This is a genomic window from Xylophilus sp. Leaf220 (genome assembly GCF_001421705.1).
In the GTDB taxonomy this organism is placed as follows: domain Bacteria; phylum Pseudomonadota; class Gammaproteobacteria; order Burkholderiales; family Burkholderiaceae_C; genus Xylophilus.
The window spans coordinates 415,054-428,780 of the sequence record NZ_LMKO01000001.1; the positions used below are offsets into that span (position 1 = coordinate 415,054).

General features: G+C 68.7%; 16 protein-coding genes and 1 tRNA gene. 13 read left to right on the top strand and 4 right to left on the bottom strand.

The window, feature by feature from the left end:
• Positions 1 to 2: 2 nt before the first annotated feature.
• The 7 genes from ASE76_RS01885 to crcB all read left to right on the top strand — a co-directional run bounded on the left by ASE76_RS01885 (position 3) and on the right by crcB (position 4,790).
• A complete protein-coding gene (locus ASE76_RS01885) occupies positions 3 to 491 on the top strand; it encodes a Na+/H+ antiporter subunit E (RefSeq protein WP_082447968.1) in 489 nt (162 codons plus the stop codon).
• Positions 488 to 766, top strand: a complete 279-nt coding sequence (locus ASE76_RS01890) for a K+/H+ antiporter subunit F (RefSeq protein WP_055833850.1) — start codon at positions 488 to 490, stop codon at positions 764 to 766. The genes ASE76_RS01885 and ASE76_RS01890 overlap by 4 nt, the downstream gene beginning before the upstream one ends.
• Positions 763 to 1,131: a monovalent cation/H(+) antiporter subunit G gene (locus tag ASE76_RS01895; RefSeq protein ID WP_055833853.1), complete on the top strand. Its 369-nt coding sequence runs from the start codon at positions 763 to 765 to the stop codon at positions 1,129 to 1,131. The genes ASE76_RS01890 and ASE76_RS01895 overlap by 4 nt, the downstream gene beginning before the upstream one ends.
• A gap of 200 nt (positions 1,132 to 1,331) precedes the next feature.
• Positions 1,332 to 2,303, top strand: a complete 972-nt coding sequence (locus ASE76_RS01900; RefSeq protein WP_055833856.1) for a TRAP transporter substrate-binding protein — start codon at positions 1,332 to 1,334, stop codon at positions 2,301 to 2,303.
• Between the two features lie 74 nt (positions 2,304 to 2,377).
• On the top strand, positions 2,378 to 2,911 hold the full coding sequence (locus tag ASE76_RS01905) for a TRAP transporter small permease (RefSeq protein WP_055835482.1): 534 nt from the start codon (positions 2,378 to 2,380) through the stop codon (positions 2,909 to 2,911).
• 126 nt (positions 2,912 to 3,037) lie between these two features.
• Positions 3,038 to 4,369: a TRAP transporter large permease gene (locus ASE76_RS01910; protein ID WP_055833858.1), complete on the top strand. Its 1,332-nt coding sequence runs from the start codon at positions 3,038 to 3,040 to the stop codon at positions 4,367 to 4,369.
• Positions 4,370 to 4,403: 34 nt separating this feature from the next.
• Positions 4,404 to 4,790: a fluoride efflux transporter CrcB gene (gene crcB / locus ASE76_RS01915; protein ID WP_055833863.1), complete on the top strand. Its 387-nt coding sequence runs from the start codon at positions 4,404 to 4,406 to the stop codon at positions 4,788 to 4,790.
• A 48-nt stretch (positions 4,791 to 4,838) separates the two neighbouring features.
• On the opposite strand, the gene ASE76_RS01920 is transcribed toward crcB, so the two are convergent.
• Together ASE76_RS01920 and ASE76_RS01925 are read right to left on the bottom strand one after the other, a co-directional pair.
• Entirely contained in the window at positions 4,839 to 6,068 is a 1,230-nt protein-coding gene (locus tag ASE76_RS01920) for an MFS transporter (RefSeq protein ID WP_082447844.1), read from the bottom strand.
• 128 nt (positions 6,069 to 6,196) lie between these two features.
• A complete protein-coding gene (locus ASE76_RS01925; protein ID WP_055833864.1) occupies positions 6,197 to 7,141 on the bottom strand; it encodes a TauD/TfdA family dioxygenase in 945 nt (314 codons plus the stop codon).
• A 211-nt stretch (positions 7,142 to 7,352) separates the two neighbouring features.
• Here ASE76_RS01925 and ASE76_RS01930 point away from each other — a divergent pair, with 211 nt between their 5' ends.
• The 3 genes from ASE76_RS01930 to ASE76_RS01940 all read left to right on the top strand — a co-directional run bounded on the left by ASE76_RS01930 (position 7,353) and on the right by ASE76_RS01940 (position 9,750).
• Positions 7,353 to 8,384, top strand: a complete 1,032-nt coding sequence (locus ASE76_RS01930; RefSeq protein WP_082447845.1) for a tripartite tricarboxylate transporter substrate binding protein — start codon at positions 7,353 to 7,355, stop codon at positions 8,382 to 8,384.
• 68 nt (positions 8,385 to 8,452) lie between these two features.
• On the top strand, positions 8,453 to 9,322 hold the full coding sequence (locus ASE76_RS01935) for a TIGR00730 family Rossman fold protein (protein WP_055833868.1): 870 nt from the start codon (positions 8,453 to 8,455) through the stop codon (positions 9,320 to 9,322).
• A gap of 203 nt (positions 9,323 to 9,525) precedes the next feature.
• A complete protein-coding gene (locus ASE76_RS01940) occupies positions 9,526 to 9,750 on the top strand; it encodes a hypothetical protein (RefSeq protein WP_055833871.1) in 225 nt (74 codons plus the stop codon).
• A 154-nt stretch (positions 9,751 to 9,904) separates the two neighbouring features.
• Here ASE76_RS01940 and ASE76_RS20380 read toward each other — a convergent pair whose 3' ends face one another.
• Positions 9,905 to 10,045 (bottom strand): hypothetical protein, encoded by a 141-nt coding sequence (locus ASE76_RS20380; RefSeq protein ID WP_156362493.1) that lies wholly within the window; start codon positions 10,043 to 10,045, stop codon positions 9,905 to 9,907.
• A gap of 164 nt (positions 10,046 to 10,209) precedes the next feature.
• Between ASE76_RS20380 and ASE76_RS01945 the strand changes: the two genes are divergently transcribed.
• From ASE76_RS01945 to ASE76_RS01955, 3 genes are all read left to right on the top strand, one after another.
• Positions 10,210 to 11,148: a hypothetical protein gene (locus ASE76_RS01945; RefSeq protein WP_055833874.1), complete on the top strand. Its 939-nt coding sequence runs from the start codon at positions 10,210 to 10,212 to the stop codon at positions 11,146 to 11,148.
• A 16-nt stretch (positions 11,149 to 11,164) separates the two neighbouring features.
• Positions 11,165 to 11,251, top strand: a tRNA-Ser gene (locus ASE76_RS01950).
• Between the two features lie 158 nt (positions 11,252 to 11,409).
• The gene (locus ASE76_RS01955) at positions 11,410 to 11,811 is read left to right on the top strand and encodes a response regulator (RefSeq protein ID WP_055833879.1); all 402 of its coding nucleotides are present in this window, start codon (positions 11,410 to 11,412) and stop codon (positions 11,809 to 11,811) included.
• Positions 11,812 to 11,843: 32 nt separating this feature from the next.
• On the opposite strand, the gene ASE76_RS01960 is transcribed toward ASE76_RS01955, so the two are convergent.
• Complete coding sequence (locus ASE76_RS01960) at positions 11,844 to 13,628, bottom strand: hypothetical protein (protein WP_055833882.1); 1,785 nt, start codon at positions 13,626 to 13,628, stop codon at positions 11,844 to 11,846.
• Between the last annotated feature and the right edge of the window lie 99 nt (positions 13,629 to 13,727).

Below are 13,727 nucleotides of genomic sequence, written 5' to 3' on the forward strand. Positions count from 1 at the left end.
TGCTGCGCCGGATCTTCCCGCATCCGCTGCTCGCCGCGGCGTTGTTCGTACTGTGGCTGCTGCTGACCCAGTCGGTCGGGCCCGCCACGCTGCTGATGGCGGCGGTGGTGGCCGTCGCCGGCCCGCTGCTCACCGCCAGCCTGCGCCCGGCGCCGGTGCGCATGCGCCGGCCTGGGGTGGTGCTGAAGCTGCTCGGCACCGTCTTCGTCGATGCGATGCAGTCCAACCTGCACACCGCGCGCCTGCTGCTCACCCGCCGGGCTCGCGACATCCCGTCGGACTTCGTGCACATACCGCTCGACCTGCGCGACCCCAATGCCCTGGCCGTGCTGGCGATGATCACCTGCGTGACGCCGGGCACCGCCTGGGCCGAGCTGGCGCTGGACCGCAGCATGCTGCTGCTGCACGTCTTCGATGCACGCGATCCGGAAGCGCTGATCGCCGACATCAAGCAGCGCTACGAGCGCCCCCTGATGGAGATCTTCGAATGAGCCCTTTCCTGCACTGGACGCTGTGGGCGGCCCTGGGCTGCCTGGTGTTGGCGATGGCCTGCTGCCTGCTGCGGATGCTCAAGGGCCCCAGCGCGCAGGACCGGGTGCTGGCGCTCGACTGCTTCTACATCAACGGCATGCTGGTGATGCTGGTGATGGGCCTGCAGTACGGCAGCAGCATGTACTTCGAGGCGACGATGCTGATCGCGCTGTTCGGCTTCGTCGGCTCCACCGCCATGGCCAAGTTCCTGCTGCGCGGCGAGGTGATCGAATGACGCCCGCGCAGTTGCCGCTCTGGGCCGAGGTCGTCGTCGGCGTGCTGGCGCTGGTCGGCAGCGCGATGGCGCTGATCGGCTCGGTAGGCGTGCTGCGGCTGTCGACCTTCTTCCAGCGCATCCACGCCACCACGCTCGGATCGACGATGGGCTGCTGGACGCTGGCCTGCGCCACCATCGTGTACTTCTCGGCCCGCGACGGCACGCTGGCGGTGCATGCGCTGCTGATCTCGGTGTTCGTGGCGCTGACGATTCCGGTAACCACCATCTTCCTGATGCGGGCGGCCCTGTTCCGCCATCGGCAGGCCCGGCTGGGCGACGTGCCGCCGGCGCTGGGAGCGGACGGGGAAACGGACCGGAACTGAGGAATCGGGATGGGCCCGGCGGCCTTCGCCGGGCATCGACGCGGCCATCCCGACAGTGGCACCGTTTTTGCGTAGCCCCATCACCGGGCACGCCGGGCCGCCGCAAGGGAATCTACCGTTCCCGCCCGGGGCGCAAGCGGTCACAGTGCCCGACGTCCTTCCTTCCGCAACCCATCGGCCTTCACCGAGGAACCGCTCCCATGAACCGTAGAACCCTGGCCGCCTGCGCGGTCGCGCTGCTGGCCCAGACCTCTGCCTTCGCCCAGGCCAAGTGGGACCTGCCCACCGCCTACCCGGCCACCAACTACCACACCGAGAACATCGCCCAGTTCGCCAAGGACGTGGAAGCGGCCAGCGGCGGCAAGCTCAAGGTCACGGTGCACGCCAACGCCTCGCTGTTCAAGGCGCCCGAGATCAAGCGGGCGGTGCAGAGCGGCCAGGCCCAGGCCGGCGAGATCCTGCTGGCCAATTTTTCCAACGAGAACCCGATCTATGCGCTCGACGGCGTCCCTTTCCTGGCCACCACCTATGCCGAATCGCGCAAGCTCTACGACGTGTCGAAGCCCGCCACCGACAAGCTCCTGGCCGCGCAGGGCATGAAGATCCTGTTCTCGGTGCCGTGGGCGCCGCAGGGCATCTACAGCAAGCGCGAAGTCGCCTCGGTCGCCGACCTGCGCGGCATCAAGTGGCGTGCGTACAGCCCCGCCACCGCCAAGATCGCCGAGCTGGTCGGTGCGCAGCCGGTGCAGATCCAGCAGGCCGAACTCAGCGCCGCGATGGCCACCGGCGTGATCGAGGCGTTCATGACCTCGGGCTCCACCGGCTACGACACCAAGACCTACGAGAGCATCAAGAACTTCTACGACACCCAGGCCTGGATTCCGAAGAACGCGGTGCTGGTCAACATGAAGAGCTTCAACGCGCTCGACCCCGCCACCCAGGCCGCGGTGACCAAGGCCGCCGCCGAAGCCGAAGCCCGCGGCTGGAAGATCGCCGAGGCCAAGAACGACGAGTACAAGCGCCTCCTGGCCGAGCGCGGCATGAAGATCATGAAGCCCTCGCCCAAGCTCGACGCCGACATGCGCCAGGTCGGCAGCATCATGCAGGCCGACTGGCTGAAGGCCGCCGGTGCCGACGGCGCCGCCATCGTCGACGCCTACCGCAAGCCATGAGCGCTGTTCGGCCTCCGGCCGCCGCCGGGCCGGCAGCCGGCGCGGTGCCAGCCGCGGCCCATGCGCCCGGCCCGCTGCGGCGGGCGCTGGCGCGCCTGTTTGATGTGGCCGGTGCCCTGGGCGCCAGTTGCGTCGTCGCGATCTTCCTGCTGATGATCGTGGCGGGCGTGGGCCGGCAGGTCAACCTGCGGGTCAGCGGCATCAACGACGTGGTGGCCTGGCTCTGCGCGGCCGCCGCCTTCCTGGCGATGGCGCATGCGTTTCGCCACGGCGACTTCGTGCGGGTGACGCTGGTGCTGGAATGGGTGCCGCCGCGGGTGCGCCGCTGGATGGACGCGGTGTGCCTGGCCATCGCGACCGCCGCGGTTGGTTATCTGACCTACTGGGCCACCGCGTTCACCTGGGAGAGCTACGAGTTCGCCGAGGTGGCGACCGGCCTGGTCGCGATCCCGATCTGGATTCCGCAGTCGACCTTCGTGGTCGGTTGCTGGCTGCTGATGCTGGCGGTGCTCGACGAACTGGTCACGGTGCTGCAGGGCGGCAAGCCGGGCTACCAGCGCGCGGTGGAAGAACGCCACGCCGCGGGCGATTTCTCGTCCGAAGTCTGATGCGCCATCCGCCCGCCCGCAGCGCGGCGACCGGCACACCGCCGGTGCGCCGTTCCTGCACCATCCCCTCCCGCTGCGCCTCTCCCTCTTTCGGTTTCCGAGGCCACGTCCTCCAGGATTTTCTTCATGTCTGACACCCTGCTCATGGGCGGCATGCTGCTCGGCATCATGCTGGTGCTGCTGGCCGGCGGCGTCTGGATCGCGATGACGCTGGCGATCGTCGGCTGGATCGGCCAGGCGTTCTTCACCAGCACCCTGCCCGGCAAGAACCTCTTCTCGGCCTTCTGGGAAAGCAACGCTTCGTGGGAGCTGGCCGCGCTGCCGCTTTTCATCTGGATGGGCGAGATCCTGTTCCGCACCAAGCTCAGCGAGGAGATGTTCGAGGGCCTGCGCCCCTGGCTCAACCGGGTGCCGGGACGGCTGATGCACACCACCGTGCTCGGCTGCGGCGTGTTCGGATCGGTCTCGGGCTCGTCGGCCGCCACCTGCGCCACCATCGCCAAGGTGGCTCTGCCCGAGCTGAAGAAGCGCGGCTACAACGAGAACCTGGCCATCGGCTCGCTGGCCACCGCCGGCACGCTGGGCATCCTGATCCCGCCTTCGATCACGATGGTGGTCTACGCGGTGGCGGCCGATGCGTCGATCATCCGCATCTTCCTGGCGGGCTTTCTGCCCAGCCTGTTGCTGATGGTGCTCTTTTCCGGCTACATCGGCTGGTGGAGCCACCGCCACCCGGACCAGGTGCCGCCGGCCGATCCGCCCAGCAGCTTCATGCAGAAGTTGAAGGCCTCGGGCAACCTGATCCCGTGCGCGCTGCTGATCGTCTTCATCGTCTGGGTGCTGGTGGCCGGCTGGGCCACGGCCACGGAGTGCGCGGCCTTCGGCGTGCTGGGCTCGCTGGCCATCGCCGCCTACGGCCGCAGCCTGACCTGGCAGAACTTCAAGGACGGCGTGATGGGCGCCACCCGCACCAGCTGCATGATCATGTTCATCCTGGCGGGCGCGGCCTTCCTGACCAAGACGATGGCCTTCACCGGCATTCCGCGCGAGCTGGCCGAATGGGTCGACGGCATGCACCTGTCGCCCTACGCCCTCATCTCGGTGCTGGTGCTGGTCTACCTGGTGCTGGGCACCGCGCTCGACGGCATCAGCATGATCGTGCTGACCAGCGCGGTGGTGCTGCCGATGATCCAGAAGGCGGGCTTCGACCTGGTGTGGTTCGGCATCTTCGTGATCCTGCTGGTGGAGATCGCCGAGGTGACGCCACCGGTGGGCTTCAACCTCTTCGTGCTGCAGAACATGACCGGGCGCGACAGCAACCTGATCGCCAAGGCGGCGATCCCGTTCTTCGTCTGCCTGGTGGTGTGCATCGCGCTGATCACGCTGTTCCCGCAGATCGTGACCTTTCTGCCCGACATGGTGATGGGCAAGGACGGCGCGCCGCTGCCGGCGGGCTAGCCCACAGGAGGGGGCGGCTGCGATACTGCGCGCCATGCTGCTCAACGTCTTCGTCATCTGCATCGCCGCCTGTGTCGGCGCCCTGCTGCGCTGGGGCTTCGCGCTGTGGCTCAACCCGGGCAGCGTGCTGCCCTGGGGCACGCTGGCGGTCAACCTGATCGGCGGCTACCTCATCGGCGTGGCGATCGGCGTGTTCAACGGATTGCCGAACCTGGACCCTGCCTGGCGGCTGATGGTGATCACCGGGTTCCTGGGCACGCTCACCACCTTCTCCAGCTTCTCGGGCGAGGTGGTCGGCATGCTGCTGCAGCAGCGCTACGCCCTGGCGCTGGGCACCGCGGCGATGCACATCGCCGGCTCGCTGCTGCTGACCTTCGCCGGGCTGCGCAGTGCGCAGTGGGCGCTGGCGGCTTTGCGCTGAATTTCAAGGAAAAAAGGGCTGGAGCCGGCGCTGCACACCGACCCCCAGCTATCTTTTCGATAGCATTTCGTCCCGCTGGGCCAGGCTGGGAAACAGGCGGAACCACATCAGCGCCACCAGCATCGTGCCCACCCCGCCGAACACCACCGAGCCCACCGGGCCGAGCAGCGCGGCGGTGGCGCCGGATTCGAACTCGCCCAGCTGGTTGCTGGCGCCGATGAAGACCGAGTTGACCGCACTCACCCGGCCGCGCATTTCGTCGGGCGTCTCCAGCTGCACCAGCGTCTGGCGCACCACCACGCTCACCATGTCGGCACCGCCGGTGACGGCCAGCGCCGCCAGCGACAGCCACAGGTTGTGCGACAGGCCGAAGACCAGCGTCGCCAGCCCGAAGACGCCCACCGCGGCCAGCATGCGGGCGCCCACCTTGCGCTCCAGCGGCCAGCGGGTCAGCACCACCGACATCGTCAGCGCCCCCACCGCCGGAGCCGCCCGCAGCATGCCGAGGCCCCAGGGGCCGGTGTGCAGGATGTCCTTGGCGTAGATCGGCAGCAGCGCCACCGCGCCGCCCAGCAGCACCGCGAACAGGTCGAGCGACACCGCGCCCAGCACCGGCTTGCGGTGCCAGATGAACTGCACGCCGGCCAGCAGCGTCTGCAGCGACACGGGCGCCCGCGGCGCGGCCACGTGGGCGTAGCCGAGCCGCGCCACCAGAAGGCTGCCCATCGCGAACAGCGCGACGCAGGTGCCGTACACCGCGGTGGCGCCGGCCACGAAGATCACGCCGCCCAGCGCCGGCCCGCCGATGATCGCCGCCTGCGAGCCCGCAGCGCTGAACGCCATCGCCCGCGGCAGCATCAGGGGCGGCACCAGCGCCGGCGTGAGCGCCTGCTGGGCCGGCATTTGGAAGGCCCGCACCATGCCCAGCACCACCGACAGGGCCAGCAGCAGCGACCGGCCCACCCAGTGGCCCTCGGTCGCGAGCACCAGCGTCAGCGCCACCACGCCCTGGGTGAAGAAGCACGCGGCCACGATATGCCCGCGGTGCAGCCGGTCGGCCACATGCCCCGCCACCAACGTCAGCAGCAGCGCCGGCACGAACTGGTAGAGCCCCACCAGGCCCAGGTCCCAGGCGCTGCCGGTCAGCTCGTACATCTGCCAGCCCACCGCCACCATCAGCATCTGCTGTCCGGCGGTGCCGAAGAGGCGCGCGGCCCAGAAACGGATGAAGGCGCGTTCCTGCAGCAGGTCGCGGAACTGGTACGTGGGGGTGGTCATGGGGCGGGCGGCGTGGCCGGCACTGCCACGGCGCCAGATGCGCGGCAGGGTCGTGGGAAAGGGTGCAGGGTCGTCTTGGCGAACCGTCATTCTGCCTCGCCCCGCCCGCGCCTGCCGACGCGCGGGCGTCAGTCCTGCTCTGCGCGGGCCGCGGTGATGGGGTCGCCCTCGAGCGCCACCGATGCCCGGCCGTCCGGACCCACCGGCGGCACGCCGCCGAGCGTCACGCGGTAGAGCTGCCGGTCGAATTCGGTCGCGAAGATGTCCTGCGGCGCCAGGTGGGCGGTCGCGCGGTTGTCCCAGAACGCGATCGACCCCGGCTCCCACTTGAAGCGTACGGTGAATTCGGGCCGGATCGCATGCTCGAACAGCAACTCCAGCAGCACCTGGCTCTCCCGCGGCGCCAGGCCGACGATGCTCTGCAGGAAAGTCGGGCTGACCAGCAGGGATTTCTCGCCGGTCTCGGGATGCACCCGCACCAGCGGGTGTTCGGTGAGCAGGGGCCGGCGCTTGACCTTGTCGTCGAACAGCGAGCTGGCGGTGGAACCCTGTGGCGCGGCGAACCGGTGCAGCCCGCGCAGGCCGTCGACGAATCCGCGCAGCGGCGCCGACAACTCGCGGTAGGCCACCTCGAGGTTGGTCCACTGCGTGTCGCCGCTGTAGGGCGGGATCGTCACGCCGCGCAGGATCGAGGCTGCCGGCGGGTTGACCGCGGCGGTCACGTCGGTGTGCCATCCGCTCCAGGGCCGCACCAGCGCCGGGCCCGAGAAGCGCACCTGCTTGCGGTTGCGGCCGACCGAGTAGATCTCGGGATGGTTGTCCTCGTAGCCGAAGACCGGGTGGCCGATGGTCGGCTCGCCGAACTGCCGGGCGAAGGCCACGTGCTGCGCATGCGAGAGCGGCTGGTCGCGGAAGAACACCACCTTCCACTCGAGCAGCGCGGCACGGATCGCGGCGACCTGGTCGGGCGGCAACGGCCGCGACAGGTCGACGCCGTGGATCTCGGCCCCGATATGGGCCGACAGGGGCCGGACCTCGACGGCCGACGGAAGGGCTTGCAGCACTGCGCTCATGTCTCATCTCCTGGTGGGGCCGCGCGGCCGGCCGCAGTCGAAGCGTTGCGGCACACCGTGGCGGTCGACGGAAATTGCACCACGCGGCCCTGTTGGACGCGTGGCGCATTTCAGATAAGCAAAGACGCAAATCGCAGTTCACAGCAGGCGGTGCCGGTTCCTAGACTGGCTTCTCCCACCAGCCGGCCGCGCCCTTCGCGCCGCACCACCCATGAACTGCACCGCCCCTCTCGCGCCGCACACCGTCCGCCGGCGCACCGCCCTCGCCGCCTTCGCATCCGCTGCCGCCGCCGCCGGCTGGCCGGCCGCCGCCCGTGCCACCACGGCGGGCTGGGCACCGGCCGACCGGGTCGAGTACATCGTGCCGTCGGGTGCCGGCGCGGCGCTCGACATGGCGGCCCGCCGGCTCGGTCAGATCCTGGAGGCGCAGCGGTCGGCCAAGGCGGTCGTCGTCACCAACAAATCGGGCGCCGGCGGCCAGCTGGCGCTGCACGTGCTGCAGCAGAACCCGGGCAACGCCAACTTCCTGACCACGCTGTCGTCGAGCTTTCTGACCGGCCACGCCACCGGGGCGCTGGCGGCCCGCTACAGCGACTTCACGCCGGTCGCGATCCTGGTGGACGAGTTCGTGACCGTCGCCGTGCGCGCCGATTCGCCCGTGCGCGACGCACGCGACCTGGCCGCCCGGCTTCGCCAGGACCCGCGGGCGTTGAGCATCGGCGTGGCCTCGTCGCTGGGCAACCACATCCACATCGGCATCGCCCGGCCGCTCAAGAAAGGCCGTGTGGACGTGGGCCGGCTCACGGTGGCGCCGTTCAAGTCGTCGGCGGAATCGCTCAATGCCTTGCTGGGCGGGCATGTCGACGTGGTGTCGTCCTCCACCCCCAACGTGATTGCCCACGTGAAGGCCGGGCGCATCCGGGTGCTGGCGGTCGATGCCCCGCAGCGGCTCGACGGCGCGCTGGCCGGGGTGCCCACCTGGCGCGAGCAGGGTTTCGACGTGGTAGGGGTGTCGTCGCAGGGGGTGCTGGCGCCGAAAGGCATCGGCGCCGACGCCCTCGCCTACTGGGTCGGCGCGCTCCGCAGTGCCACGCAGACGCCGGAATGGGCCGAGTTTCTGGCCACCAACCAGTTGCAGCCGCACTTCCTGGCCGGGCGTGCCGCGGCAGAGGTGCTGGACCGGCAGTACGCCGACATGAGCGCATCGCTGCGCGACCTGGGCCTGCTCGACCGCGCGGCCTGACCGTCGGTGCCGGTTCGGCGCCTGTCGCGCCGCTGCAGACCGTCACGACAATCCCCCACAATGGCGGGATGGATTCCACCCACAACCTCAACGACAACCGCATCGCCGATGCCTGGGCCACGCTCCATGCGCATTCCGACAGCGGCAACGCACTCCAATCCGAGGCCTACCGCCTCGCCTTCGCCGACCCCGAGTTCCTGACCCGCCGCGAGACCCGCGGCGTGCGGATGCAGCTGGAGATGCTCAAGCCCGACCTGGACCAGCAGGCCCAGGGCATCGAGAACACCGTCGTCGTCTACGGAAGCGCCCGTTTCCTGGCGCCGGACGAAGCCGCCGCGCTGCTGCACGCTGCCGAGACGGCGGGCGAGCCGGCCGCCATCGCCGCGGCGCAGCTGAAGGTCAAGAACGCCTACTACTACGAACAGGCCCGCCTGTTCGCGCGGCTGGTCGCCACCGACAGCGAAGCCCGGCCGAAGGAAGAAAGGCTCTACATCTGCACCGGCGGCGGCCCCGGCATCATGGAGGCGGCCAACCGCGGCGCGCACGAGGTCGGCGCGTTGAACGTCGGCCTCAACATCGCCCTGCCGCACGAGCAGAGCGGCAACCGCTTCATCACGCCCAGCCTATCGTTCAAGTTCCATTACTTCGCGCTGCGCAAGATGCATTTCATGATGCGGGCCAAGGCGCTGGTGGCGTTCCCCGGCGGCTTCGGCACGCTCGACGAACTGTTCGAGCTGTTGACCCTGGTGCAGACCGGCAAGAGCAAGCGGGTGCCGATCGTGCTGTTCGGCAAGAGTTTCTGGACCCGTGTGGTCGATTTCGAGGTGCTGGTGGAAGAAGGCACCATCTCGGCCGCCGACCTGAAGCTGTTCCACATCACCGACGATCCGCAAGACGCCTGGGACACAATCCAGGATTTCTACCGGCTGACGGATTGAGCGTGCTCGCCGCGACAGGGCAGGCGACGCATCCGGCCGGTCGCCGTACCCGGGCTTCGCTCCGGAAGCGCGTATCGGCCGGCCCCAACCCGGTTTTCCGTGGACATACGCCTACAGGCGCCTAGCACCGGCGCTGGCACCCGGTAGACACCGGGTGCCTAGCATGGACCTACCGAACGCGTTAACGCACAGCGAGGAGTTCCATGCCGTCCATCCAGCCCACCCCCTCCAACGCCCCCGAATCGCCAGACCCGCTGGACCACGATGCCTTCGAAGGCGGTGACCGCGGCAACAAATCCGGCACCAACGCGGCGCAGAACCGCGCCGTCGGCATCGACGATCCGATCGTCGAAGGCAGCCGCCAGGGCCGGGAACGCTACAAGACCGAGATCGACCACGGCGAAGCGGAACCCCAGAATTCCGTGTAGCCGACGATAAGAAGGCCATCCGCTTGCCGAGATTCACAAAGATGCTTCGTTGCGCAAACAGCGGCGAATCGTCAAGAAAAGCTGGTGGTCTCCTCAGCACCTGTTTCATGGTGCCCCTCTTGCCCGCGCACAGCGCGGGCTTTTTTGCGTCCGCCTACTGGCCGGGGCGCGGGTCCTGCACCGGCGGTTGCTGCGCGGGACGGGGCGGAGGATCGCCGATCGGGGTTTCGGCCGGCTGGCTCGGTGGTGGAGGCACCTGCAGCGGAGGCGTCGGGATGGGGGATTCGGTAGGCATGGGCATTTCTCCTGTGTCGGAACATGATGGTCGCGCCGGCCCCGCAGATGGTTTCCGCTTGCTACGAAGCGAAATGCGCCGCGCCGTCGCGCCGACGGGAACCTATGGCGCGTCGGCGGTCTCCGATCGCCATGACGCAAGACACGCTTCTCTCGCAGCCTGATATGCAAGCGCAGAAAACCGGCAGCGCCGACCGCTACACCTACCGCGGCCTGAACAACGCCGCGGCAGAGCGCGCGGGCCTGGCACTCGCTGCCCACCTGGAACGGCTGGGCACGGCCCGCTGCGTCGCCGCCCTGCAGGTGGCCCATCGCGATGCGGAGGCCGGCACCCCGCGTCACCACGCATTGCGCGTGCTGATCGGCGTGCTGCACGAGCTGGGCGTGGAAACGCTCCAGGCGCAGATGGAGCAGTGGCGGTCTGCCAGGCAGGCGATGGAGTCCGCGCGTGCCGAGTTGCAGGGACTGCAGCAATCGTTCGATGCGGATTTCGCCCGCTGGAGCGCCACCGCTGCGCAGATCCGGCGCACGCGAGAGCAGGCGTTGGCCTTGCTCGACTCACTGCTGCCGACCGCGCAGCGCAGGGAGAGCCCGTCGGTCCGGCCCCTGTCGAAGGCGCTTGCGCGGCTGCCCGGCAACGAACTGCAGGCCGCCCTGGCTTCGGCCGACGATGCCTTCCTCCAGCCGGCCCAGGACGCCCTGTTGGCCGACCTGGTGGATGTCGGCCTCGCGTTGGAGGTGCGCGAGCATGCCTGTGCCGCGGAAGGCCTGGGCATCGAGACCGAACTGGCGCTGGGCGCGGCGGGTTACGACATCCAGGATGCGATCCACCAGTTCAAGCCGCTGGCCGAAGCGGCAGCGGCACTGATGGAGCGCCGCAAGCACCTGACGGCCGCCATCGCCCGGGCCGCGCGGCTCCAGGCCGCCTGCCAGCAGGCGTCGGTTCCGGCGCTGCTCATGCGGCTGCCCTACCTGTGGTTTCCCGCGTTCGAGTTCGGCCAGGCCGACCAGGTGCTGTCGGCACTGCAGCCGGGAGAAGGCGGCGCATCGACCGAGTGTCCGACTGACCGTGGCGCCGCCGGACCGGTGGGCTCCGAAGGCTAGAATCGAAGGCTATCCAGGAAACGTGGCAGAGTGGTTGAATGCACCGGTCTTGAAAACCGGCGATGTCGAAAGACATCCGTGAGTTCGAATCTCACCGTTTCCGCCGGAGCACCCAGCACAGCCATGGTGGGAGCACTCCGGGCATCCCCGTGCGATCCGGTCGACCGCCTGAAGCAGCTGCTGCACTCCGTAGGAAACCGCCTGCGGTGCACTCAGCGCAGGCCATCTGGGGCTATCGCACACCTTTGTTCGAATGGGCCCATGAAACCTCGCTGCCGCGCCTTCCTCGTAGAAGACAACCCCCGAAATCTGGAAAGCCTGATACCCGACCTGGCCGAGATGGCCGGCGCCGAAGTCGTCGGCTTCGTCCAGCGGGAGGACGACGCGCTTGAGTGGCTCGGGGAGCATGCGGCCGAAGTCGATGTGGTGGTACTCGACATGTTCCTGCTGCAGGGCACCGGGCTGGGCGTGCTCAACGGCATGCGCTCCCGCGGTATCGATTGCACGGTGGTCGGGCTGACCAACCATGCGACCGCCGACACGCGCGCCCGCTTCTCCGCCGCCGGCGCCGATGCCGTCTTCGACAAGATGGAACAGACCGAGGACTTCTTCGCCTTCCTCGACACGGTGGTCCGCCGCAACCGGACCGACGAGACGGCGTAGATCGAAGGCGACCTGCAGGTCGGGCGCGAAGACTACCGAGCGGGCGTCCCGGGCGCCTCTTGCGGAGGGTCTGCCGCGAGGGTGAATATCCGGAACATCGGGTCTTCGTACACCGTCCGGAAATAGTGCCCGAATGCCGGCATCTCCGCGGAGGGAAAGTCGGGCCTGCGCACCACGATCATTTCGAAGCCTTGCTCCCTCAGGCGCGCCGCGAGCAGCTCCGGTGCCAGCCCCAGGAAATCGCGGTAGCGCCAGGGCCCGAAATGGTCGCCCCATACGGGAAACGGCAGGTAGTACAGAACCCCCTCCATGCCGCTCTGGTAGACCTTGCGAACCGGGTGCGCCTGCAGGTAGTCGATGGCGCCGGCGTAGTCGGGCAGCCATGTCTTCATCACTTCCAGGCGCTCGGCAGGGTTCACCGCCACCAGCGACCATTCGAACCCGCTGCGGTTGTAGAAGCGTCCTGCCACCAGAGCGAGTACGACCACGAGCGCCACGCGCCCAGCGCCCGTGCGAAAACCCGCATTCCCTTTCAAACCCGGCCACCGGCGGCCCAGCCGACCACCGACCTGCCGTGCGACGCTCCACATGACACCCACCGCCAACATCGCCAATACCGGGTACGCCGGCATCAGATAGCGCGAATAGTGCGAGGTCGCCACCCAGACCACCACCGCATACGCGGCAAATGCGATGCACGTCCACAACCTGAGTCGATGCAGATGCCGCCACGCCAGCAGTGGCGCAGCGAATGCGGCCGCCATGTAGCGAGGCGGCCAGTCGTAGCTGCGGGCGATGTCGGCGAACTGGTAGCGGTAGTCGTCGAGGTTCCAGTCGGTGAAGCCGAACAGCCGGCCCCCGAGCGGTACGACCGGATCGCCCGTCATGAGCGCATTGCGGGCGTACCAGTAGATGCAGGGCAGTGCCGCGGCGCAGATACACAGCGTCCAGCTACGCCACCCGCGGTCGCGCGTCACTACGCCCAGCACGAACAATGGCAGAAACGTGAGCGCCTGGTACTTGCTGCCCAGCGCGGTACCGAACAGGAACGCGGCCAAGGCAAGAGCAGCGCGGGCCTGCGGCTTCTCCCGCCAAAGTTGAAGCACGGCGAACGCCGCGCACACGAACAGGGTCACACCCATGTCGACATACGCCGTGGCGAACTCCGACCGCGTCGACTGCATCCACACCATCGCCGCGCAGCATGCCGCGACCCTGCCTACCAATGGCAACGCCCAGCGGAACAACAAAAACGCGGTGAGCCAGCCTGCACAGGCGTGCAGCATGTGGGCCATCACGTCGTCGCAGACCACCATCGCCGCGGCATAGAGCAGGTTGTAGTTGAAAGGGAACCAGGGGTAGCGCAGCCAGTCGTTGACCTCGAGCTTCCCGCTCAGCGCCCACTGCCGTGCATGCGGCAAGTGGTAGGCCAGCTCGTCCCAAGCCAGTGGCATGCGCAGCGGATACAGAACCGCGGCACTCGCGAAAGCCAGCACCACCCACGAACTCCAGTGAGGCCAGGCCCATGCCGGCTTCCTGCAGCCCACCACCGACCACGCCGCGCATGTGAGCCCCGTGCCGACGACGGCCAGCACGCCGGCCGTCTTCAAGAGGCCGGCGATCGCCAGCAGTTGCAGCAGGCAGATGCCGACGGCCATGCCTGCGACCATCGCCAGACCGCTCCGCAGCCACCGGTCGTCGCTGACCTGCTCCAGGGCGCGCCGTGCCAGGGCACGTCCGTAGCCCCAGGACGCCAGCACGAACAGCGCCAGGGCAGCGTAATGCCATAAGGCGAACACATACTTCGCGCCCATCATGCAGAGTCCTTCGGCAGCGAGTGGACGTGCGCCATGGTGTGCCGCCAAGCGGGCAGCGCAGCGCCGACGCGCCTGCGCAACGGGATACCGAACATCGAA